Source organism: Klebsiella ornithinolytica NBRC 105727 = ATCC 31898 (assembly GCF_001598295.1).
Classification (GTDB): Bacteria; Pseudomonadota; Gammaproteobacteria; order Enterobacterales; family Enterobacteriaceae; genus Klebsiella; species Klebsiella ornithinolytica.
This window is the reverse complement of sequence record NZ_BCYR01000001.1, coordinates 67,797-89,906: the sequence shown is the minus strand read 5'-3', so window position 1 is coordinate 89,906 and position 22,110 is coordinate 67,797. Positions and strand designations below refer to the sequence as shown.

Below are 22,110 nucleotides of genomic sequence, written 5' to 3'. Positions count from 1 at the left end.
CTGGTGGTACTTTAGGTTTCCGGCATTTCGGCGTAAATGACGAATAACGATCACTTTACGCCATTTTTCGGCAGTGAAAGCGCTGACGATATTCTCCCGGCGTCAGATGCAGCTGCTTTTCAAAGACCCGCCGCAGGTTGATAGCGCTACCAAATCCCGTTTGCTCAGCAACGCGTTCCAGCGTGTCGTAACTCTGCTCGAGCCGCTCTCTGGCGGCGGCAAGGCGAGCTTCGGCGACGTAGCGCGCCGGAGAGACCCCGGTTTCGCGGGTAAACACGCGGGTGAAATTGCGCGGGCTCATGGCGACCTTTTCCGCCAGGTTCTCCACGCACAGGTTGCCGGTGAGGTTGTCGAGCATCCACTTCAGCAGATCGCCAATCGGCCCAGGGCTGTTGATTTGCCGCAGGTTATAGCGGCTAAACTGCAGCTGGCCGCCGGGGCGACGCAGGTACATCACCATATCCTGGGCGATATCGCGGGCGAGGCTAAAGCCGTAATCTTCTTCCACCAGGGCCAGCGTCAGGTCGAAACCGGAGCTGACGCCGCCGGAGGTCCAGATCGGACCGTCCTGAATATACAGCGGCCCGCCTTCCACCCGCACCGCCGGGAAGGCCGACTGCATAGCGTCCAGCAGCTTCCAGTGGGTGGTGGCCCGCCGGCCGTTCAGCAGACCGCTTTGCGCCAGCAACATCGCGCCGCCGCATACGGAGGCGATGCGCCGGGCGTGGGGCGCGGCAAGACGCAGCCAGTCGACAACGGCGGTACCTTCCTGCTCGTTTTGCCCTCTGCCGGTGATGATGATGGTATCGAGCGGTTCGCGCGGATCCACTTCGTGAAGGCGGTGGTCGGCAAGCAGATTCAGCCCGGACTGACCGTGGATCACCTGGTGGGGCTGGGTGGTGGCGACGGCGACACGATAACGCGGCGCCAGAGCGCCGTCGGCATGCAGCCGGTTTGCCTGCATCAGAATGTCGGCAATACCGGCGGACTCAAACAACATGCCGCCATCGGGGACGATAATCAGTATTTTCTTCATGTCCTAAAAAGTAAACCTTTAACAAAATAAGTCAACAGGCAAGGTGGGGGTTACTTCGTAAGGACGAGGGCAGGCTGCCGGCACATTCAGGCGCGGCTCTGGAAGAAGAAAAAGGGCATCAAAGCGACCATTGTCCATTGATGCCCGGGCGTTAACCCCGCTGGCGCACAGGGAGGGGGGCTGCCGTCAGGCAGTTAAAAGTCATACTGGAGGGCCAGACGATTTTGCCAGAAATTTTTATCCGAGGTGGAGTTGGTCTGTACGCCGGCAAAGTCCGTCAGACTCAGCCCGTTCAGCAGCCCTCCGAAACGGTAGGTGCCGTAGATCAGGTATTCAGACTGGTGGCTGCTGGAAGCGCCTGCCGTCGGGGTTAAATCCATAAACGAGTAGCGGCTGCCGAGAGAAACCTGCTCCGTGGCGGCCCAGTTCAGATCGGTGGAGTAGGCGTTGCCGCTGCCCAGGTCCTGGGTACTGGTAAAGAAGGGCTGAGCGAAGTAGGGTCCGGAAGAGGTATTGTGTGCGTACGGCGTCACCAGGGCGCCGTTGCCATAAGCATTACCGTTGGCGGCGATGTGGTTATAATTCAGCGTCCACGCCAGAGACGGGAGCAGCTTCATACTGAACTGCGCGCCATAGCTGGTGCTGTTCACTTCGCCGGCCAGCGCTTTACCTTCGCTCAGGCCGCGAATGAACTGGAGGCCAATTTTGGGCGCCGTGGCATATTCGTTCCACGAGAGAAAACTGTCGGCATAGACGATCCGCGTATAGTCGTCATAGTTTTCGTACCACATCTGGGCGTTAACTTTGCGATCGCCAAACGGTATGGATCGCCCGCCGCCGACGCCCCACATCCCGTTGGTACTTTGCTCAATGTCGGTATAGGCGGTGGTATCCAGAAACTGGTCGTCGCCCCAGGGTTTATAGCGAGTGATTTTCGTGGCATGCAGGAAATTGTCGCTATCGCCATAGCTGGCATCAATCGCCCGGAAAAGTATTGGCGTAATGCGCCAGTCATAGTCGCCGATGAAAGGAATATTAATCCGCTGGTCGCCGGCGGTGATCCTGAACTGGTCATAATGCCAGCTGAGCCAGGCTTCGCCGACGCCGGTTTGATTGGGGCCGAGTTCGTTAACCAGATGGTCATCGTTATGGGAAATCCCGCGCTGGAGAATGCCGCTGACGCCGAGGCTGACGCCATAATATTCCGCCGTGGCATATTTTACGCTGCCGCCGTAGCTGACCGTGTCCTGCGATAGCCCTGAAACAAAATAGGCGTTATGGGTTGAATAATATAATGTGCGCAGGCTGCCGCTGACGCTACCGCAGGTAAAGAATTCGGTGAGTGAACCGGCGATACCGGATTCACAGTCGTGGGTTAATGGAATAGCGGCATGGCTGGCATGGATAAATACCCCCTGGGAAATGAGCAAGGCGCCCAGCGTCGCTCCACGGTATATGGTTTTGCGTTTCATTGACATCACCCTGTTAAATATCACTGCAATTTCGGAAAGAAAAATACCGGCCACGAATATGGCGGATAATCACCTTGTGCTTTTATTTTGTAGGGCGCCAGGTAGATGGCCTGAATTTTATTTATCGGTTAATGACAACGGGTTGCGGTCTAAGACTAACTGGTCGCGCAGTGCCCAGCCGCGCAGCTTGCCCGGGTTTAGCAAACCATCGGGGTCGATATATTGTTTAACGGCCACGACATCCGGGCGAATAATTCCCTGCTTGCCATCTTCAACCTGAAAAACATGCGGGTTATTAATCTTGATATCGTTATCGCGAAATATCTGCATAATCTCATTGAGTCGCTCTTCTGTTGAATAACGCACCAGTTGCAGGCCGCTGGCGGTAATATTGCCATCATTATCGCGGAGGAATTCAATATGCGATATAACTTCCCCGGCGAAGCGCTGTTCCATCTGCAAAATTTGCTTCGGGAAGTGCTGATAATTAAACGCCGTTTGTAAGTAAGTCAGCGTATTGTCGACTTTGAGCGCATGTAGCGTGGTGTGGTTCCAGCAATATTCCATTAATGAGGTATGGCTCTCCCGGGCCTCATCGCTACTCTGGCGGATGGCATTTTCTCCCCGATGCTTCAGCATCAGACCGGTACAGAGTCCTTCGCTCTCCTCGGCGATAACGCTGATGACCGCGTGTTGCCCGGCCCGATAATGGCCGTTAAGGTGGCTAAAATAGTCGGGGATTGGCGCGGCAAGCAGCGCCAGCTGGCGCTTGACGAAACCGGGAGAACGGAGGCACTCGTTGGCATAATTCAGAGCATCGGCGAAGTCGTCAAACACATCCAGGCGTTCGATCCAGCGATGGACGGGGGCCAGCGCCAGTTCGACTTCAAGAATAATGCCGTTGCTGCCGTAGGCGTGGTGTAGCAGCAGCGCCTGCGGAGCCGGAATAGTCAACACCCGGGGGGACGCTTCAACGGTCATCACTTTGACGCTGAGCACGTTGCCGGGGGCAGCCAGGGGGCCGTAGTTAATGGAGCCGATGCCGCCAAAGCCGCCGCAGTAGAGGCCGCCTAAGCTGGCCAGACGGAAGGTTGACGGCATGCAGCGCAGCTCCCATCCGGTCGGGTGAGTGGCGGCTTCAATCTCCGCCAGGCGAATGCCAGCCTGGGCGCGCACCGTGCCGTTCTTGAGTTCGCAGATCCGGTTCAGGGCGGTCATATCGACCAGCACTCCGCCCTCAAGGGGCACCAGCTGGCCATAATTACCGGTGGCGCTACCGCGCAGGGTCAGCGGCAGCTGCTGCGCTACGCAGGCGGCAACCAGCTGCCGCAGCTCTTCCTGGTCGCGCGGACGGACCACCGCGTCCGCCTGCTTTCCTTCCAGCTGCTGGTTGAGCACCGGGCTGAACCAGTGGAAATCGCGGGAAAGACGTTTGATCTTCGCTGGCTGTAAGGTCCACTCCAGTTCCGGTAATGCCTGCTGGATCAGCGCGACCGCCTGTTGACGTTGCTCACGAGTCATCATGTTTCTACCTGTTAATCATCAATACGTTAATGAGATTGCACCGCTTCGCTTTCATGCCATGCGCTGAGCGCCCGGCGCGATACCCACGACATCACGCCAAACAGCGCGATACCGGCGAGGGAAATTAACAGCAGAGCGGCAAACATCAGCGGGATGTCCAGCTGGTAACCCGCCTGCAGGATCTGATAGGCAAGGCCGGTATTGGTGCCTCCGGTCCCGGCGACAAACTCCGCCACCACGGCGCCGATCAGCGACAGGCCGCTGGAAATACGCAGGGCGCCGAAGAAATAGGGCAGCGCGGAGGGAATGCGCAGTCGCACCAGGGTTTGCAAGCGGCTGGCATGGTTGAGCCTGAAATAGCTCAGCAGGCCGGGCGACACGCTGCGCAATCCCTGGGTGGTATTGGAGATAATCGGAAACACCGCCATCAGGGTGGAGCACACTACCAGCGAGAGGGTGGCGTCCTTCACCCAGATAATGATCAGCGGCGCGATAGCGACAATCGGCGTTACCTGCAAGAAGACGATGTACGGAAACAGCGCGGTTTCCACAAAACGGTTCTGCACCAGGATAAACGCAATGGCGGTGCCGATGACGATCGACAGGAGAAACGAGATCAGGGTGATCTTCAGCGTGAACAGCAGCGACAGCAGCAGCGGCGTCAGATGCGTCCACAGGCTTTCCACCATCACGAGCGGGGAAGGCACCAGAAATTGCGGGATGCGGAAATAGCTGACCGCCCCCTGCCACAGCATAATCACCAGGACCGCGACGAGGGTCGGGTAGAGAATTTTGAGAAAGCGGGGATGATTAATCCACGGTGTTGATTTAGCGGCTTTCATATTATGGCTCCATACCGGATTGGCTTGCCTGTAAGAGGCTGTCCTGCAACTGCCGGGCATAGTGGGAAAATGTCGGGCTGACGCGGAACTCCTCGCTGCGCGGGAACGGCTCCCGGATGGCGATATCTTCGACCACCCGGCCGGGGCGGGCCGCCATCATAATCACCCGCTGAGAGAGGAATACCGCTTCATGGATCGAATGGGTGACGAACACCACCGTCAGGTTTTGCTCTTGCCAGAGACGCAGCAGATCGCTATCGAGCTTATTGCGCGTAATTTCATCCAGCGCGCCGAAGGGTTCATCCATCAGCAGCAGTTTTGGCCGCGTCACCAGACCACGGGCGATGGAGACGCGCATCTGCATGCCGCCGGAGAGTTCGCGCGGCAGGACGTTGGCGAACTTGCCCAGCCCCACCAGCTCAAGGGCTTCGCTCACCCGGGTGTTGGCTTCTGCTCGTGGGACGCCGGCAAGATCCAGGGGCAGCCGGACGTTGCTATGGACGCTGCTCCAGGGCATCAACGTGGCTTCCTGGAAGACGAAAGAGAGGGGAAGCTGGGCTTTTTCCCGGCTGTCGCGACGCCACAGCATCAGCTTACCGTCGCTGGGTTCCACCAGACCGGCGACCATCTTCAACAAGGTGCTCTTCCCGCAGCCGGAGGGACCGAGCAGGGTCACAAACTCGCCCTGATTGATGGTCAGATTGACGGGCAGCAGCGCCCGGGTGCCGTTGCTGTAAATTTTTTCCGCCGAGAGTACTTCGATGGCCGGCGTCGCGGGCGCCTGGGCGAAGCGACTGTCGCTCATGACGGTGAGTTTAGGGGCGGTATTCATGGCATGACTCCGGCATCTTTGACCATATCCAGGGTATAGGTCTGCTCAAAAGGTACTTTGCTGGCGTCGATCAGCTTGTTTTTCACCAGCATGTCCCAGGTTTTTTTCAGCCGCGGTTGGGTGATGATACCGATGCCGTCGGTCATCGCATCGCCGCCGGTGACCAACTGATATTTCTTCATCTGGGCTATGCCAAAGGCGATCTGCTCGGCGCCCATTTGCGGGTTCGCTTTGCTAATCAGTTGATTACCGGCAATGGGATCCTGAAGATAGCTTTTCCAGCCTTCCATCGAGGCTTTGACGAATGCCGCTACGGCCGCCGGGCGCTTCTTGATGGTGTCGGCCATACAGATAATCGAGTTGCCGTAGGGAGGGTAGCCCCAGTCGCTGAGCGGATAGACGTAGAACGGCTGCCCCCCTTTGGCGACGGAGAACGGCTCGGAGGTTACGTAGCCCTGCTGCACCAGATTTTTATCCGCCAGGAACGGCTGAACGTTGAAGGTATAGGGGCGCACTTTGGTGTTGCCCAGCCCCAGTTCGCTCTTCGCCCACGGCCAGAAAGAGGTATAGGCTTCGGTGGCGAGCAAGAAGGTTTTATCTTTTAATTCTGCCGGGTTATTCACCTTATCATGGGTGATAAATACCGTCGGCGAATGCTGGAAAACGGTGGAGACGGTGACGGCGTGCACGCCGGCCTGCCAGGTCTCCAGCGCCTGGCCGTTATCGCCGAGGGTGCAGTCCGCCTGACCCGCCGCCATCAGTTGCATGACGTTGATCTGCGGGCCGCCCATTTTAATCTCGACATCGAGGCCGGCGTTTTTATACAGCCCCTTGGCCTGGGCCTGATAGAAACCACCGTGTTCCGCCTGGGCATACCAGTTGGTCAGGAAAGTAAATTTTTCCGCCGCGAGGCAGGATGCAGAGGCGGCGATGGCCGTAAGGGCCAGCATCGTGTAAGCCGGAGTACGCATATTTTTCATCAGAGTTCCTTTTACTCAGCAACGGAAGAGGAGGGGGCGGACTGCACAAAGCCGTTCCAGTGGTGTTTTCCCCAGCTCGCTTCGTGACGTACGACCCACTCCATGCGGTGGATTTCGCTAATCGCCTGCGCCCAGCTGACGGCCAGGGATTCGAGTAACCCCTGGCCCTGCTCCAGAGTCGCCGGGGTCGGGTCGCCGATAACGCCGCTGGGGCCAAAATCGAAGGAAGCCCAGGCCGCCGCGGGGCGGCCTTTTGACAGGGTCGGGCAGGGGAACGGCGGCGGAAAGTTGGCGACGGCGCGCTCCATATGAACGCACTCCGGCGCAAGGGCCAGCATTAGCGCTGTCTCGCTATGGCCCGCGTGCATCGCCATTTTTTGTTCCTGAGGGCTGAGAAACTGCTTTTCGCTATTGGGGACGTTGAACACGTCGTGCGCGATGATGATCATATCGCCATGACGCAGGCGCATTTCCCGGGAGGCCATCTGCAGCACCTGCGGCTGTCCGCCGTGACCGTTGATCATCAGTAGCTTGCGAAAGCCGGCGCGATACAGGGATTCGGCTATCTCAAGGAGGGTATGCAGCAGCGTGTCGCCGCTCAGGGTCAGGGTACCGGGAAAATGCAGATGCTCGTCGGACTTTCCGTAGGTAATCGGCGGGATGGCGTAGGCCGGGATATCCGCCGGCAGCCGGGCGAGGGCATGTCCCGCCACGCCGGAAGAGATCACGCTGTCCACGGAACAGGGCAGATGCGGACCGTGTTGCTCGATGGCTCCGGTGGGGAGCACGATAACCGTATTGCTTTTGTCCGGCAGGGCGGCAATCGCCGTCCAGCTCAGAAAAGGGAGAAAGCGCTCTGCAGGAATATAACCGTTGATCATCGCTGTGCCTCTGGGTCGAGAATTATTGGGGTAACCAGACCGTCGCTTCGACTTCAATCAGCACCGTGGCGTCGGGCAGCATTTCGCTGACCTGTACCACGGTCGACACCGGCGGCTGGTCGGGGTAAAACAGCTTTCTTACCCGGCTGTAATAGGGAAAATGGTCGAGGTTGCGAAAGTACTGCACCAGCTTGATGACGTCGCTCATCTGCCCGCCCGCGGACTCCACGGTCCGGCGGATGCTTTCCAGCACGTACCAGCTCTGGGCCAGAATCGGGCCCTGTTTGGCATCCGTCGAAAACTCGCCCGTTTGCCCCAGCAGCTCCCGCACCTCCTCCGGCACATCCTGAAAGCCGTTGACGATGGTGCCGTTCAGCGGATTGACCGGAATAATGCCGGAGAGAAAAATAAACTCGCCGGCTCTGCGCCAGGCGGCATACCGCGCCAGCGGAGCGCCCGCGCCTGCTTCAAGACTCATACGTCATCTCCTGTCGCCACACCCGCTGGTGGGTTAACCTGCCGCGGTTAATCACCAGACGAGCTGCACTGTTTAAAGGCCAGGTAAACCTGTCGCTACCCGGGAAAATCACCACGCTGGCCGCGTTGCCGACGGCGAAAGGCGCAGCGTCTGCCGGCGCACCGGTTAACGCCGCCCGATCGCAAATCAACTGCGACTGACGGTCGAAAACGTCGCTGAGCTGGGCGCTGAACAGGCCGCAGGCCAGGGTATCCAGCGGGTCATAGCTCCCCGCCGGGCAGAAAGCGTCCTGCACATTGTCGCAGCCGAGGAGGGTGGCAACGCCGGCGCAGCGGGCCTCCTGAAGCAGCGTGATCCCCCGCTGGCGCGGCGTGCGGCCAGTAACCGCATCCTGTAGCAGCAGGTTGGTCATCGGCAGGGCGATAAGGGTGACGGAGTGGGCCGCCAGCTGGCGCAGGATCTTCTCCGCCTGCTCTTCGCTGCCGCAGGCCAGGGCGCAGCCGTGGCTGCAGCAGAGGCGTCCCGGAAAAGCGTGGCGGGAGAGGTACTCCGCCAGCCAGGCCAACCCCCGCGGATTGTCGCTGAGCTCCTCATCGATATGCAGATCCAGATCCAACCGCCAGCGCGTCGCGCTGCGCAGCAGGTTTTCCATCGCCGCGGGATCCCAGTTAGAGGAGTGGACAAACCCGCCGAGCAAGCAGCCCTCGCCGCCTTCGGCCACCGTCTGCGCGATGGCCTCCGCGGCGGCCGGATCGGCAAACAGTCCCAGCGGCACCAGAGCCACCCGCTCGACGCTGATGCCGGGATGGTCCAGGCGGGCGATCTCCTGCCAGGCGTCAGGCGCGGCGGCGGTGAACCAGTCAATATGGGTGCGCAGATGAGTGACGCCATTGGCCGCCGCCCGGGCCAGTGCGGCGGACGCACGGCGCTGGAGATCCTGTGCGGTCCAGTGCCGGCGATCCTCGTGCATGGCGCGAATAGCGGCCAGCAGACCGGGTTCCGACGGACGGCAGCGTTCAATGGTATAGGTCTTATCCAGATGGGCATGGGGTTCAACAAGGCCGGGCAGCGTCAGCGCTCCACCGAGATCCCATAAGCCGTGATTCGCCTGGCCGGATGGCGCTATCGTCGCGATCTGCCCGTCGGCAAAGGTCAGGTCCGCGGTCAGCGGCGTGCCGTTATGCTCCGTTGGCCAACCCGCAGGTAGCGCCCATGCCGGGAGACGGGCGTTGCTGACGCCGGCAAGCGGCGTGTGGGGGGAGGGAATGTGCATCGTCGCTCTCCTCACAGGTCGAGAACCAGAACCGGCGTTTTCGCCCGCGAGCAGCACAGGGTAATCTGACGGTTCCCGGCTTTTTCTTCCGCCGTCAGGACGCTATCCCGGTGCTCAGGAATGCCGTCGATAACGTCGGTAATACAGGAGCCGCAGATCCCCTGCTCGCAGGAGAGCATGACCTCGACGTTGGCGTGCAATAATACCTCGGCGATGGTTTGTTCCGGCGCAACCTGCAGGCGCTGGCCGGTTGACGCCAGCTCAATATAAAAACCTTTATTCTCCACATCATGATTCAGCCCGCCGGAGGTAAAACGTTCAAATGAGAATTGCGAGGCCTGCCAGCCATATATTGGCATCATATCCTGTAGCCGCTGAATAAAGCCGTCCGGGCCGCAGGCAATGACCGCCGTATCGACGTCAGGCGCGGTTAAACAGGCGGGGATCTCCCGGCGCAAAGAGTCCCCCTCGTCGCTGCAATGGATAACGATCTTTCCCGTCGCAGAGAGCCGCTCCAGCCGCGCGGCAAAGGCCACGTGACGGGCGGTGGAGACATAATAATGTATTTCAAAATCAATATGTTGCCGTGCTATCTCTTCAGCCATCGCCAGCAGAGGAGTGATACCGATGCCGCCGGCCAGCAGCAGGTAACGTCCGGCTGCCGGCAGTGGAAAATGGTTGCGTGGACGGGAGATGGTGAGTCGGTCGCCGGGCTTAAGCGCATGATGCAAATAGCGGGAGCCGCCGGAGGAGATATCTCCCAGCTTGACGCAGACTTCATAACTCTGGCGGTGGTCAGGCATCCCGCAGAGGGAATATTGCCGCGGGCCGACGCCCGGAATCATAATATCGATATGGGCTCCCGCAGAATAGCCGGGTAATATTTTCCCGCCTTCGGGAATAAATTTTAATGACAGATTACTCTGCCCGTTCAGGCTTATTTCCTTGACCGATACAGGAATCAGATCGCCGTCTTTCATTAACGTTTACCATCCCATATTAAGCTGTCTGCAGGGCGGCCTGAGTCAGCGAAGGGAGAAAATGCCCTGCGCCGTAGGCTGTCCGCCAGGTGAGTTAATTGGTGAAACGATTGTTTCTCCGCTATGAATGCTACGGTATTGTGATAAAACTGTTGCGTCCAGAGCTTTGATTCGCACAACCCGTTGCAAAAAAGAGAGCACCCAGACCATGTTTGCATTCTCCCGTTTTCTGCTGTATTTCACCGAAGTGGCCCGTCAGGGGTCGTTTCGTAAAGCGTCAGAGGCGCTGCATGTCTCGGCGTCTTCCATCGATCGTCAGATTTTGCGCGTCGAAAATGAGCTGGCGATGCCGCTATTCGAGCGCCATCCGACGGGACTGCGCCTGACGGCCGCCGGGGAGCTGCTCCTGCACGCGGCAAATAACTGGAAAAAGGACTTTACCCGGGTGTGCGAGCAGCTGGATGACCTGCGCGGGCTGCGGCGCGGGCATGTGCGCATCGCCACTATCGATGCCATTAACCGGCATTTCTTTTCGGCGATGCTGAAGGAGGTGCATAACCATTACCCCAACATTTCGTTTACATTAACCACCATGAACAATATCAACATCCAGCAGGCGCTGATCTCGGGCGAGGCGGATTTTGGTATCATGCTCAACCCCCAAAGTTCCCGCGAACTGCAGGTCCGGGCCTTTGCCGAAATGAATATCGGGATCGTGGTGCCCAAAGGCCACCCGTTGGAAAGCCGCAGCACCGTACGATTTAATCAGTGCATCGAGTACCCGTTTATCATTCCTTCCGCGCCGCTGATGATCAGCGAGCCGGTGGAAGCGCTGGTGAATATCAGCGGCAATGAGGTTAGGGAAGTGGCTGTTTCTAATAACATTCATATGATAAGAACCCTGATAAAAGAGCAGATGGGAATCGGTATTTTGTGTCGTCTTGATATTCTGGATGAGATTCAGTCCGGCCAGCTGGCGTTTATTCCGTTGACCGATCCGCAGCTTAAACCCTTCACGCTGGCGCTGTGCGTATCCCCCGCCCGGCAGCTGTCGCTGGCTGCCTCCATGATGCTCAAGCAGCTGGAAATTCTCTTCAGTCAGATTTGATACCCGGCACTAAAACAATCCACTAATGCACTATTATGGTGCGCTTTGTGTGTTGATGAATCAAAGGTTGCATAAGCGGGTCGCTGGAACAGCGCATTCCTGCGGGGGCGTCGTGAGATGACGGATGCCGATCGTACCTGGCATCGTTTTTGTATAACGGAATATGAGTAGAAGCGGTCAGTACGATTTATCCGTACGGGACATTGCTCAGTAACCATTTCGCGGTTCAACGTTGACCGGGGTGGGAGGCTGAGCCGTTGTCCGCTCGTCCTCTTTCCCGGCGTTATGAGGAGAGGGGCAATGAAAATACGTTCACGCACTCCCTGGGGCTACCGTGTGCTGGGTCTGGTGGCCCTGAGCGGTATGTCTCTGGCCGTTGAGGCCGAGGAGAAAATTGTTTTGCTGACCTCCTGGTACGCCCAGGCGGAGCAGGGCGGCTATTATCAGGCGCAGGCGACGGGGATCTACAAAAAATATGGCCTGGAGGTCGACATTCGCTCCGGAGGCCCCCAGGTTAACGGCATGCAGCTGCTGCTATCAAAACGGGCGGACGTTATTATCGGCTACGATCTGCAGCTGCTGGAAGGCATTCAGCGGGGATTCCAGGCCAAAGCCATTGCTGCTCCCTTTCAGTATGATCCCCAGGGACTGCTGACCCATACCGATGTCGCTTCACTGGAGGGACTGAAAGGGAAAACCATTCTGGTCTCCAGCTCCGGTCAGGCAACGTGGTGGCCGTGGCTGAAGGGGCAGTATCAACTGAATGATGCCCAGGCCCGACCCTATACCTTCAATATTCAACCCTTTGTCGCGGATGACAACGTCGCCCAGCAAGCCTACGTCAGTTCCGAGGTTTTCCAGGTGCAAAAGGCGGGGGTGAAATCAAACTTCTTCCTGTTTTCCGAACACGGCTATCCCCCCTACGGCGGCATTCTGATTGCCCGTCCGGAAACCATCGCCGACCGTAACGCGGCGCTGGCAAAGTTTGTCCGCGCGTCGATGGAAGGCTGGGTGAGCTACCTGAACAACCCGGCCCCGGGAAATGCGTTGATTAAAAAAGATAACCCCAAAATGACCGACGATCTGCTGGCCTGGGCCGTCACGCAAATCCGCCAGCATCATCTGATTGATGGCGGCGACGCCGCCAGCGAGGGCTGGGGGACGATGACGGAAACGCGCTGGCGGAAGACCCGTGATTTTATGGTCAGCGCCAACCTGCTGGATACCGCTACCGACTGGAAGCAGGCCTATACCACCGAGTTTGTGCAGACTATGCAGATTAAACCCTGAGGAGTGACGCTATGTCATTAGTGATTAAAAACGCGCATGCCATTCTCAGCGGTCTCCCGGGGGATGCCGCGCGGCTGGCCGGGCCGGATATCCGTATCCACGATGGCGTTATCGCCGCCATCGGTTCGCTGGCGGCGCTGCCGGAGGAGCGACAGATCGATGCCCGGGACTGCGTGGTCTATCCGGCATGGGTGAATACGCATCACCATCTGTTCCAGTCGCTGTTAAAGGGCGAGCCTCAGGGGCTGAATCAGAGCCTGACGGCATGGCTGAGCGCCACGCCGTACCGGTTTCGCGCCGCGTTCGATGAGCACACTTTCCGTCTGGCGGTACGCGTCGGGCTGGTGGAGCTGCTGCGATCGGGATGCGCCACCGTCGCGGATCACAACTATTTATACTGGCCCGATATGCCCTTCGATACCTCGGAGATTGTATTTAGCGAAGGCGAGGCGCTGGGCATGCGCATTGTTCTGTGTCGCGGAGGCGCAACCCAGGGGCGGGCCGTTGAGCAGGATCTGCCGGTCGCGCTGCGTCCTGAAACCTTCGATGGCTATATGGCGGATATTGAACGGCTAGTCAAACGCTATCACCGCCCTGACGCCGGTTCCCTGCGGAGGGTAGTGATGGCGCCCACCACCGTGCTGCATTCTGCACCGGGCGCTCAGCTGCGGGAGATGGCCAAACTGGCTCGTCACCTGGGCATTCGGCTGCACAGCCATTTGTCGGAAACCGTGGATTATCTGGATGCCGCGCGGGAGAAGTTCGCGATGACGCCGGTCCAGTTCTGCGCCGAACACGACTGGCTGGGAAATGACGTGTGGTTTGCTCATCTGGTGAAGCTGCTGCCGGAAGAGATCGCGCTACTTGGGCAAACCGGCACCGGCATCGCCCATTGTCCGCAAAGCAACGGGCGGTTGGGAAGCGGGATCGCGGATTTGCTGGCGCTGGAAAAGGCCGGGGTGCCGGTATCGCTGGGCGTGGACGGCGCCGCCTCCAATGAAGCGGCGGATATGCAAAGCGAAGCCCATGCTGCATGGCTGTTGCAACGAGCGCGTAAGGGCATGCTGGCGCAGCCGCGCTACGCTGGCGGCACCTTTGAGGGCGGTGCTGACGCCGCCACGGTGGAGGATGTGGTGCGCTGGGGAAGCGCGGGCGGCGCACACATCCTCGGCTTGCCGCAGTGCGGCACCATCAGCGTCGGGATGCAGGCGGATTTAGCGATTTATCGCCTCGACGATCCGCGCTACTTCGGGCTGCACGATATCGCGATTGGCCCGGTGGCCTGCGGCGGTCGGGCCTCCCTGAAATCGCTGCTGCTCAATGGCCGGCCGATCGTTGAGGAGGATGTGATCCCCGGCGTGGATCTTGACGCCATGCGTCGCGACGCGCTGGCGGCGGTACGAACCCTACAACAGCGGGCGGCTGTTTAAACCCAATACAGGACAATCATAATGACGCAATCTGTTCAAAATCAGGGCTATGCATTACAGGAACTGGAGAAAGAGGCGCTGATGGGCGCGCCGGGGGAAGAGACGTTTACCCGCGAAGTGCGCTGTATCGATCTCTCAAATTTTGAGGAGAGGAAAAGTGAGATTGCCGATCGGCTATGGGAGGCGGCAGTGGATATTGGCTTCTTTCAGGTCAGTCATCACGGTATTCCGCTGGCGGAAATTCGCCAGGCATTCAGCATGACCGAGGCGTTTTTCGCCCTGCCCGATGAGGTGAAAGGGCAGTATCCGCTGGCCCGCAATGCCGGTTGGGAAAGCAAGGCGCAGGTCCGGCCATCGACGAAGACCCCGGATCAAAAAGAGTCGTACCAGATTACCCGTCCGCTGATGGCGGGGCTGTGGCCCAGCGACCAGCAGCTCCCGGCGTTCAGAAAGACGATGCTGGAGTTTGAATCCCGGTGCTGGCAGCTGGGGATGAAGCTGCTGTCATGCTTTGCCCTTAAGCTGGGATTTGCGGAGTCGTTTTTCACCACCGCTCACGATCCGGATCGTGAGACCTACCAGAGCACATTGCGTATGCTGCACTACTACGCCAGCGAGCGGGCGCAGCAGGGGATGTGGCGCGCCGGCGCCCATACGGATTTTGACTGCCTGACGCTGTTGTTCCAGCGTCCGGGGCAGGGCGGGCTGCAGGTGTGTCCGGGTAAGGACCGCGAGAGCCAGCAGTGGACCAGCATTGAGTCTCGCGAGGAGGTGATCACCTGTAATATCGGCGATATGCTGATGCGCTGGAGCGACGACCAGCTCCCCTCGAACTTCCACCGCGTGAGAAGCCCGCTTGCCCATGAGTATCAGGGACCGCGCTATAGCCTGGCGTTTTTCTGTCAGGCCAATAAAGATGTCGAGATCCTCGGGCCGCAGGCGAAATACCCGCCGATTACCGCAGAGGCCTATCTGCAGCAGCGTATCCAGGCCAATTTTGCCAAAGGATAGGCTTTCCCGACGGCTGGCGTTGCGCGGCTTTTTCTGAAACGGGCATCCCGTAAAATCCCACGCCGCGGCATGGGATTTTACGGTCATCAATAGCGGATATTCGCAAAAGAACAATTTCATAGCGCTGTTCAATTTAATCGTCTGAACAGTAGCCGGTTAGTGAGTGCCTCTCTTTTATTTGGCCATCGTTGTGCCCGGGTTATATTATCGCATGCCGATGAATGTTAATTAATATAATAAAAACAGAAGCAACGTAATCACCACATTAACAATTCTCATACAACTCATTTTTTGTTTGTGAGCGGTTTCATCATTTTAAAATGCTAAATAGGGTATGGTTTAGCGGCATTTGACTTGAGGTGGTGGATATCATGAAAAATAAATACAAATTACACGAATTTCTTGATGTTGACCGTTTGCAAACGCTGCAGGACAATTTTAGTCAATCGATGATGATTGCGCTGGTGGTGGTCGACCAGGACGGTATTCCGGTCACCCAGGCGAGCGGTTTCTCTGATTTTTGCGCCCGATCAAGAATGAATGCCACCCTGGCCCGCCACTGCTATGACAGCGACAGCGCCGGAGGGCGGGCGGCAATGCTCGCCGGCGAACCGGTGGTCTATCGCTGCTACTGCGGTTTTGTCGAATTTGCGGTACCCATTATGATTAATGGTCATTACCTCGGCGCGTTTATTTCAGGGCAGGTCAAGGTCGAGGCGGAGAAAGAGCAAACGATCCCCTATATCCTCGACAATAATCATCTGTGGCAAGAGAATCCCTGGCTTATCAATCTGCATGAAAATACGCCGCGGATGCCCTACGATCGCTTTGAATCGACGGCCTACACGCTGCTGCACGTTGCCTCTTATCTGGTCGAGCAGGCCCATGCCAACAACATCCAGCGTGAGCTGCGGCAAAAAGAGCAGGAGCTAACCAGCGAACTGCGTAAACGCGTGGAGATCGAACGTTCATTACATGAGGCCGAGTTCAAGGCGCTGTCTTACCAGATTAACCCCCACTTTTTGTTTAATGTGCTGAATACGATCGGTCGGCTGGCGTTTCTCGAAGATGCCAGCCGTACGGAAACGATGGTGCATGACTTTTCCGATATGATGCGCTATTTACTGCGCAAAAATAATAATGGTCTGATTACCCTTGGCCGCGAAATGAATTATGTCAATTGCTATATGGCCATTCAAAAAGTCAGAATGAATGAACGTTTTGACTATGTTTGCGATATTCCTGAAAAATATAATGAAACGGTTTGTCCTTTTTTAATTCTTCAGCCGCTGGTGGAGAACTTTTTTAATTATGTTGTCGAGCCGCGTGAAACCAAAAGCCACATCATTCTCCGGGCTACCGATGATGGTAAAGATGTCATTATCGAGATAGCCGATAACGGAGATGGCATTTCACCCGAGGATATTGAACATATTCTCTCTGGCAACCAGAATCGACAGAAAGGCGGGATCGGCATTAATAATATCAACAATCGCCTGCAGCTGTTATTTGGTGAAAGCTATGGTTTGCAGATTGCCAGTCCCCATAAGCCGATGCTCGGCACCACGGTAAAACTCCGGTTCCCGATGGCGCCAGCTGAGTCTGGAGTGTGAGAATGTATAACATTGTTATTGTCGAAGATGAGTATATTGAGTCGGAATCGCTCAAGCGGATCGTCTCTCGCTGCGTGGAGAATTCTGTCATTCATGAGGCATCGACGGGGAAAAAGGCTATTCAGCTTATCGATGAACTGAATCAAATCGATATGATGCTGGTGGATATCAACATTCCGCTGCCCAATGGCAATCAGGTTATTGAGTATCTCAAGCAGAAAAACACGCAAACCAAAGTGATCGTCACGACGGCAAACGACGACTTTGACATTGTGCGCCATATGCTGAGCCTGAAAGTGGATGACTATCTGCTAAAACCGGTTAAGCAGAGTATTCTCAGCGATACGATCCGCAAAACCTTGCTGGTGGATGAACAGGGGGCTGTCGCGACGCGGGAGCAGCGGCAGACGATAAGCGATCTGATGGGCAACTGTGATTATCCCGGCTGGCACACCTGGTTGTTCGGTATTCTTGATGCGGCCTGCGCGCAACACATGTCTGATAACGATGGGGCGAAAAGGCTGACCGATGTCCTGGAATTGCTCCAGCAGCATCTTGCCGGGCTCGGCGATAAATATATCCCGTGTCGGCAAAAAAATAGCGATCTGATCCATAGCATTCATCAGCACGGTCTGGGCACCGGCCGCTACTGGCCGGTGATGGTAGGGTTATTCAATCTCAGCCACGCGATCTTTGAGCAGCTGTTTAAAAGCGCCAGCGGCAGCATGGATTTTGTCGCCAGAGCCCGTTTCCATATTGAAAAAAACATGCTTAACAACATGACGCTGGATGATATTGCCGCGGAGTCCTTCGTCAGTCCGTGCTATCTGAGTCGGGCGTTTAAAAAGAGTACCGGCAGCGGGTTCTCCAGTTACATTACCAGCCGAAAAATCAATATCGCCAAATCTCTTCTGCACTACAGCGATCTCAAAGTGAATACTATTGCGCTGGAACTCTCCTGGCAGGATGCGAACTATTTTTGTCGGATCTTCAAGAAAGAGACCAGCATTGCGCCATCCGATTATCGCCGTATCGCCTTGCCCGAGGCGGGCTGATTGTCACCCGGTCTTTTTTGCGCTTGCCCCAGCGTAAGCGCAAGAAAGTCCGCTATCCCGGCAAGATTGTTTACTCGTCGCCGCGCCGCGCGCCGCTAAGATGGGACACGATTCTTTATACAGTGGCGCTGCCGTGGATGAATACCTCTTTACTTCTGAATCCGTTGCCGAAGGGCATCCGGATAAGATGGCGGACCAGATTTCTGACGCCATTCTCGATGCCTGTTTACTCAAAGATCCGTGGGCCAAAGTGGCCTGCGAGTGCCTGGTCAAAACCGGGGCGGTGATTGTGGCCGGGGAGATATCGACCGATGCCTGTATCGATCTTGAGCAGATTGTGCGGGCGACGGTGAAATCTGTCGGCTACGACCATTCATCGAAAGGCTTTGATGGCGCAACCTGTGCGGTTATCAGCATGCTGGGCCGGCAATCTGACGATATTGCTAACGGGATCCGCGCTCGCGATCCGGCCTCGCTGGGGGCCGGCGATCAGGGAATAACCTTCGGCTATGCGTGCGATGAAACGCCGCAGCTCATGCCTGCTCCTGTTCTCTACGCCCATCGGCTGATGGCGCGCCAGGCGCAGCTGCGTAAAACGCGCCAGCTGGATGGGCTATTACCGGATGCCAAGAGCCAGGTGACGCTGCGTTATGGCGGCGGACGGATCCATTATGCTGACACCATCGTGGTCTCCACGCAGCATCGCGCCGACCTTCCGCTGGCGACGCTGCGGGAAGCGGTGATGGAAGAGATGATTAAACCGGTTATTCCGGCACGCTGGCTGACCCCCGCTACCCGGCTGCTGATTAATCCAGCGGGGCCGTTTATCAACGGTGGGCCCGCTGCGGATTGCGGCCTGACCGGGCGCAAAATCATTGTCGATACCTATGGCGGCGCAGCGCGCCACGGCGGCGGGGCGTTTTCCGGTAAAGATCCGTCGAAGGTCGATCGTTCGGCGGCCTATGCCGCGCGCTACGTGGCAAAAAATATCGTTGCCGCCGGGCTGGCGACGCGATGCGAAGTCCAGCTGGCCTGGGCCATCGGCCTTTCCCGACCGGTTTCGGTCGCCATCAATACTTTTGGGACTTCCCGTCTGTCGGCGAACCAGCTGACGCAGCTGGTCGACCGTCATTTTGACCTCAGCGTTTATGGCATTATCCGCCAGCTTGATTTGCTGGCGCCGCGCTATCGCCAGACGGCCTGCTACGGCCATTTTGGTCGGGAAGTCTTCCCCTGGGAACGCACTGATAAGGCGCCGCGGTTGCGTGACGATGCCGCCGGTCAGCTGTGCGCGTCGGTGTGTACCCCCTTGCATGAAAAATAACAGGAGAGAGATATGTCCGGGCAGAGCTTAGGCTTAATTGAAACCGTTGGCTTAACGGTGGCGGTAGAGGCCGCTGATGCCGCAATAAAATCGGCGAATGTCGAACTGGTTGGCTATGAGCTGACCAAGGGCAGCGGGCTGGTGACCATCAAATTAACCGGTGAGGTTGGCGCCATGAACGCCGCCGTCTCCGCCGGGGTTGCCGCCGCTAGCCGGGTCGGGCAGGTCTACGCCTGGAAAGTCATTGCGCGTACCGCAACCGGGATTGATAGCCTGATTGCCTCATCACAAACGTGCGGCACGCCTCCTGAACCGACAGCGCCTGCCGCCGCGGAAGTTCCTGACGCGACGATAGCGGTGGTCAATATTACGTCTCCCGCACAGTCCGCCTCCTGCCTGGCTTTTGAGGAGAGCCCGGGCGTTGAGTTGCCGGCGTCGCTGGCGGCGGAACCTGACCCGGCGCTGGTTCAGCCGGTGGGCGCAGAGGCTGAACCTCAGAATGAGTCGGCGGTTCAGGCTACTCAGGAGGAGAAAAAAACGGCACGGACCCGGGCGAAGAACACCCGGCGCTAGCCGCTGTCATTTCAGTTAAGCCACCTGCGGGTTAATGCGGGTCACGTCAAGGTGACCCGCATTTTTTTGCTTTATCGCAGGCCTGGACGATACCGGTAAACGGTGGCTGGCGCGAAAATACGAAACCTCTGGCTTAACCGCGACCTTGAGGGCTGCCTCGCCTGCAGACGTGTTGAAAACCTGACAGCGCCGCATAAAAAACCGGCCATCTCTTTGAAATGGCGGATACTTACCCCTCTGCCGGATCGGTCAGCTGACCCTTAAACGATCGGCATTAACCTGCAGGTGGCTTTTTTGTTGCTGCGCGCCAGGAGATGACGCGAGCGAGAGATGAGCAACCGGGCTCTGCCCGGATGCGCGGCTAAGAATAGGATGCGCGGCTAAGAATCGGATGAGGTGCCTGGGGCGAGGAGGAGCAGGTGACACGAGCAGAAAAGGGGCGTTTGTGGAGCACTCCGCCACAATGTGTTGCGCTGGCGGAGTGCGGGCGCGTCGGGTCAATCAGGACAGCGGATGACTCACCGTCTCCGCGGCGGCTTTGGCGGCGGGGAGATGGCGCCCGATACCGTAGCGGTAGATCGCCGCGCCCAGGATTCCACCGATGACCGGCGCAATCAAAGGTACGAGGAAGTAGGGAATCTCTCTGCCACCGGTCATGGCGACGGAGCCCCAGCCGTTCAGAAACGTAAACAGTTTTGGACCAAAATCGCGAGCCGGGTTCATGGCAAATCCAGTTAGCGGGGCGGTCGCCGCACCGATGACGGCCACCAGCAGGCCGATCAGCAGCGGCGCGAGCGGCCCTTTTGGCACCCCGTTGCCATCGTCGGTCAGCGCCATAATCAAGCCAATCAGCATCGAAGTAATGACAATTTCCACCAGCGCCGCGAGCCAGACGCTGATGCTTGCCGCCGGATAGGTCGAAAAGATGCTGGCCAGATACAGGCTGTCCTGGCTGCCGCGCACCATCTGGTGGGCCTGTTCATAGTCGGCGAACAGATTGTGGTACAGCAGATAGGTCAGAGCGGCACCGCAAAATGCGCCGGCCATTTGCGCCAGGATATAAGGCGCCACTTTCTTCGCCTCAAAGCGGGCGAACATCCATAAGGCGATGGTGACCGCCGGGTTAAGATGAGCGCCGGAGATCCCTGCCGTCAGGTAGACCGCCAGCGCAATACCCAGCCCCCACACAATGCAGATTTCCCAAAGACCGAAGCTGGCGCCGGCCAGTTTTGCCGCACACAGCACGCTGGTGCCGAAAAACATAAACAATCCGGTACCAAGAAATTCTGCAATACACTGTCCGGTTACTGATTCACGAGAGTCACTCATAGTTTTTTTCCTGTATTAAGCGATGCGCTATGCCATCTCTTAACGATTGGGGTACAAGGGATAAGAGCGCGAAATCTTTTTTTTGTGTTGTCAGGATTAGCCGCCGATATGGCAATGAAATCCCATCGATTCAACGATTTTTTTCAGGCTGGCCATTTTGTCTTCGGAGTGCGAACCGGCATCGCCCATGGGATAAATACGGCCCAGCAGGGTATATTTATTTTCGCCAAAGGTGTGATAAGGCAGTAGATGAATCGTGTCCACTCCAGACATCAGGCGGGCAAATTCAGCAATGCTGCGAATCTCCTCCGGGCTGTCGTTAACGCCGGGAATCACCGGAATGCGCACAATAACGTGAGTGATAAAGGAGATCCGAATCAGGTTTTCCAGAATCGTACGGTTATCAACACCCGTATTAAGTTGATGAATAGTCGGGTTCACGGCCTTAATATCCGTTAATGCCAGATCGACCCACGGAAAGACGTCCTCAATCACCGCTTTGCTGGTCATTCCCGTCGTTTCCATCGCCGTGTGCCAGCCTTTGGCCTTACAGGCTTTCAGGAGCTCGCGAGCAAACACCGGCTGCGCCAGCGGTTCACCGCCTGAGAGGGTAATTCCGCCGCCGGAGCGTCGAAATAAGTTCTCTTCTTTCTGCAGCTCACGGATCACCTCGCTGACGGTCATACGTTTGCCTTTCATTTCCAGCGCCTGAGTCGGGCAAACCGCGGTGCATTGGCCGCACTGAATACAGCGTTCGCGGTCGATAAAGAACGGATTGCCCGGAGAAAGCGCCCGCTGCGGACAGACCTCCACGCATTTTCCGCAGCGGATACAGTCGCTTTTTTTATAGATTAACTCGGGCTGCGGGCGCTGTGATTCCGGGTTGCTGCACCACTTACAGGCCAGCGGACAGCCTTTAAAAAAGGGGATCGTGCGGATGCCGGGGCCATCATGCAGGGAGTAGCGTTGAATATTGAATAACACGCCTTCGGTATCGTATTCGACTCTGTTCATAACATCACTCGTCAACAAAGCGACCACCAGGCAACAGCAAGTCAGCCGCTAAAATCGGGTCTGAT

Annotated in this window: 19 protein-coding genes and 1 pseudogene; 8 read left to right on the top strand and 12 right to left on the bottom strand. The window is 57.4% G+C overall.

Annotated elements, in window-relative coordinates:
• Positions 1–55: 55 nt before the first annotated feature.
• The 10 genes from ROR01S_RS00420 to ROR01S_RS00375 all read right to left on the bottom strand — a co-directional run bounded on the left by ROR01S_RS00420 (position 56) and on the right by ROR01S_RS00375 (position 10,298).
• Positions 56–1,036, bottom strand: a complete 981-nt coding sequence (locus ROR01S_RS00420) for a GlxA family transcriptional regulator (RefSeq protein WP_004863669.1) — start codon at positions 1,034–1,036, stop codon at positions 56–58.
• 194 nt (positions 1,037–1,230) lie between these two features.
• Positions 1,231–2,508, bottom strand: coding sequence for a hypothetical protein (locus ROR01S_RS00415; RefSeq protein WP_004863666.1), 1,278 nt, complete (start codon positions 2,506–2,508; stop codon positions 1,231–1,233).
• 117 nt (positions 2,509–2,625) lie between these two features.
• On the bottom strand, positions 2,626–4,032 hold the full coding sequence (locus ROR01S_RS00410; protein WP_162268824.1) for an FAD-binding oxidoreductase: 1,407 nt from the start codon (positions 4,030–4,032) through the stop codon (positions 2,626–2,628).
• Positions 4,033–4,058: 26 nt separating this feature from the next.
• Positions 4,059–4,874, bottom strand: a complete 816-nt coding sequence (locus ROR01S_RS00405) for an ABC transporter permease (RefSeq protein ID WP_004863661.1) — start codon at positions 4,872–4,874, stop codon at positions 4,059–4,061.
• A gap of 1 nt (position 4,875) precedes the next feature.
• Positions 4,876–5,706, bottom strand: a complete 831-nt coding sequence (locus ROR01S_RS00400) for an ABC transporter ATP-binding protein (protein WP_004863658.1) — start codon at positions 5,704–5,706, stop codon at positions 4,876–4,878.
• A complete protein-coding gene (locus ROR01S_RS00395) occupies positions 5,703–6,686 on the bottom strand; it encodes an ABC transporter substrate-binding protein (protein ID WP_064358980.1) in 984 nt (327 codons plus the stop codon). Before ROR01S_RS00395 ends, ROR01S_RS00400 begins: the two co-directional genes overlap by 4 nt.
• Before the next feature lie 11 nt (positions 6,687–6,697).
• Positions 6,698–7,567 (bottom strand): creatininase family protein, encoded by an 870-nt coding sequence (locus ROR01S_RS00390; protein ID WP_004863652.1) that lies wholly within the window; start codon positions 7,565–7,567, stop codon positions 6,698–6,700.
• A 22-nt stretch (positions 7,568–7,589) separates the two neighbouring features.
• Entirely contained in the window at positions 7,590–8,045 is a 456-nt protein-coding gene (locus ROR01S_RS00385) for a RidA family protein (protein ID WP_004863650.1), read from the bottom strand.
• On the bottom strand, positions 8,035–9,318 hold the full coding sequence (locus ROR01S_RS00380; RefSeq protein ID WP_004863646.1) for an amidohydrolase family protein: 1,284 nt from the start codon (positions 9,316–9,318) through the stop codon (positions 8,035–8,037). Before ROR01S_RS00380 ends, ROR01S_RS00385 begins: the two co-directional genes overlap by 11 nt.
• A gap of 11 nt (positions 9,319–9,329) precedes the next feature.
• Positions 9,330–10,298 (bottom strand): PDR/VanB family oxidoreductase, encoded by a 969-nt coding sequence (locus ROR01S_RS00375; RefSeq protein ID WP_064358979.1) that lies wholly within the window; start codon positions 10,296–10,298, stop codon positions 9,330–9,332.
• A gap of 208 nt (positions 10,299–10,506) precedes the next feature.
• On the opposite strand from ROR01S_RS00375, the gene ROR01S_RS00370 reads away from it, so the two are divergent.
• The 8 genes and pseudogenes from ROR01S_RS00370 to ROR01S_RS27800 all read left to right on the top strand — a co-directional run.
• Entirely contained in the window at positions 10,507–11,406 is a 900-nt protein-coding gene (locus ROR01S_RS00370; protein ID WP_004863639.1) for a LysR family transcriptional regulator, read from the top strand.
• A gap of 300 nt (positions 11,407–11,706) precedes the next feature.
• A complete protein-coding gene (locus tag ROR01S_RS00365) occupies positions 11,707–12,696 on the top strand; it encodes an ABC transporter substrate-binding protein (protein ID WP_015584064.1) in 990 nt (329 codons plus the stop codon).
• 11 nt (positions 12,697–12,707) lie between these two features.
• Positions 12,708–14,126: an amidohydrolase family protein gene (locus ROR01S_RS00360; RefSeq protein ID WP_064358978.1), complete on the top strand. Its 1,419-nt coding sequence runs from the start codon at positions 12,708–12,710 to the stop codon at positions 14,124–14,126.
• 21 nt (positions 14,127–14,147) lie between these two features.
• A complete protein-coding gene (locus ROR01S_RS00355; protein ID WP_064358977.1) occupies positions 14,148–15,137 on the top strand; it encodes an isopenicillin N synthase family dioxygenase in 990 nt (329 codons plus the stop codon).
• 371 nt (positions 15,138–15,508) lie between these two features.
• On the top strand, positions 15,509–16,750 hold the full coding sequence (locus ROR01S_RS00350; RefSeq protein ID WP_004863628.1) for a sensor histidine kinase: 1,242 nt from the start codon (positions 15,509–15,511) through the stop codon (positions 16,748–16,750).
• Between the two features lie 2 nt (positions 16,751–16,752).
• The gene (locus tag ROR01S_RS00345; protein ID WP_064358976.1) at positions 16,753–17,805 is read left to right on the top strand and encodes a response regulator; all 1,053 of its coding nucleotides are present in this window, start codon (positions 16,753–16,755) and stop codon (positions 17,803–17,805) included.
• A gap of 100 nt (positions 17,806–17,905) precedes the next feature.
• Positions 17,906–19,129, top strand: coding sequence for a methionine adenosyltransferase (metK, locus tag ROR01S_RS00340; RefSeq protein WP_099144284.1), 1,224 nt, complete (start codon positions 17,906–17,908; stop codon positions 19,127–19,129).
• A 12-nt stretch (positions 19,130–19,141) separates the two neighbouring features.
• A pseudogene (locus ROR01S_RS27800) lies at positions 19,142–19,408 on the top strand (BMC domain-containing protein); the annotation flags it as partial.
• 795 nt (positions 19,409–20,203) lie between these two features.
• Here the strand turns inward: ROR01S_RS27800 and ROR01S_RS00330 are convergent.
• Complete coding sequence (locus ROR01S_RS00330; protein WP_004863618.1) at positions 20,204–21,031, bottom strand: MIP/aquaporin family protein; 828 nt, start codon at positions 21,029–21,031, stop codon at positions 20,204–20,206.
• Between the two features lie 96 nt (positions 21,032–21,127).
• Positions 21,128–22,045 (bottom strand): glycyl-radical enzyme activating protein, encoded by a 918-nt coding sequence (locus ROR01S_RS00325; RefSeq protein WP_004863616.1) that lies wholly within the window; start codon positions 22,043–22,045, stop codon positions 21,128–21,130.
• Positions 22,046–22,110: the final 65 nt, after the last annotated feature.

What these genes read in the sequence shown, in the direction of transcription:
- ROR01S_RS00420 (WP_004863669.1), bottom strand. Translation starts at nt 1,036, where the DNA reads ATGAAGAAAATACTGATTATCGTCCCCGATGGCGGCATGTTGTTTGAG.
- ROR01S_RS00415 (WP_004863666.1), bottom strand. Translation starts at nt 2,508, where the DNA reads ATGAAACGCAAAACCATATACCGTGGAGCGACGCTGGGCGCCTTGCTC.
- ROR01S_RS00410 (WP_162268824.1), bottom strand. Translation starts at nt 4,032, where the DNA reads ATGATGACTCGTGAGCAACGTCAACAGGCGGTCGCGCTGATCCAGCAG.
- ROR01S_RS00405 (WP_004863661.1), bottom strand. Translation starts at nt 4,874, where the DNA reads ATGAAAGCCGCTAAATCAACACCGTGGATTAATCATCCCCGCTTTCTC.
- ROR01S_RS00400 (WP_004863658.1), bottom strand. Translation starts at nt 5,706, where the DNA reads ATGAATACCGCCCCTAAACTCACCGTCATGAGCGACAGTCGCTTCGCC.
- ROR01S_RS00395 (WP_064358980.1), bottom strand. Translation starts at nt 6,686, where the DNA reads ATGAAAAATATGCGTACTCCGGCTTACACGATGCTGGCCCTTACGGCC.
- ROR01S_RS00390 (WP_004863652.1), bottom strand. Translation starts at nt 7,567, where the DNA reads ATGATCAACGGTTATATTCCTGCAGAGCGCTTTCTCCCTTTTCTGAGC.
- ROR01S_RS00385 (WP_004863650.1), bottom strand. Translation starts at nt 8,045, where the DNA reads ATGAGTCTTGAAGCAGGCGCGGGCGCTCCGCTGGCGCGGTATGCCGCC.
- ROR01S_RS00380 (WP_004863646.1), bottom strand. Translation starts at nt 9,318, where the DNA reads ATGCACATTCCCTCCCCCCACACGCCGCTTGCCGGCGTCAGCAACGCC.
- ROR01S_RS00375 (WP_064358979.1), bottom strand. Translation starts at nt 10,298, where the DNA reads ATGAAAGACGGCGATCTGATTCCTGTATCGGTCAAGGAAATAAGCCTG.
- ROR01S_RS00370 (WP_004863639.1), top strand. Translation starts at nt 10,507, where the DNA reads ATGTTTGCATTCTCCCGTTTTCTGCTGTATTTCACCGAAGTGGCCCGT.
- ROR01S_RS00365 (WP_015584064.1), top strand. Translation starts at nt 11,707, where the DNA reads ATGAAAATACGTTCACGCACTCCCTGGGGCTACCGTGTGCTGGGTCTG.
- ROR01S_RS00360 (WP_064358978.1), top strand. Translation starts at nt 12,708, where the DNA reads ATGTCATTAGTGATTAAAAACGCGCATGCCATTCTCAGCGGTCTCCCG.
- ROR01S_RS00355 (WP_064358977.1), top strand. Translation starts at nt 14,148, where the DNA reads ATGACGCAATCTGTTCAAAATCAGGGCTATGCATTACAGGAACTGGAG.
- ROR01S_RS00350 (WP_004863628.1), top strand. Translation starts at nt 15,509, where the DNA reads ATGAAAAATAAATACAAATTACACGAATTTCTTGATGTTGACCGTTTG.
- ROR01S_RS00345 (WP_064358976.1), top strand. Translation starts at nt 16,753, where the DNA reads ATGTATAACATTGTTATTGTCGAAGATGAGTATATTGAGTCGGAATCG.
- metK (WP_099144284.1), top strand. Translation starts at nt 17,906, where the DNA reads ATGGGACACGATTCTTTATACAGTGGCGCTGCCGTGGATGAATACCTC.
- ROR01S_RS00330 (WP_004863618.1), bottom strand. Translation starts at nt 21,031, where the DNA reads ATGAGTGACTCTCGTGAATCAGTAACCGGACAGTGTATTGCAGAATTT.
- ROR01S_RS00325 (WP_004863616.1), bottom strand. Translation starts at nt 22,045, where the DNA reads ATGAACAGAGTCGAATACGATACCGAAGGCGTGTTATTCAATATTCAA.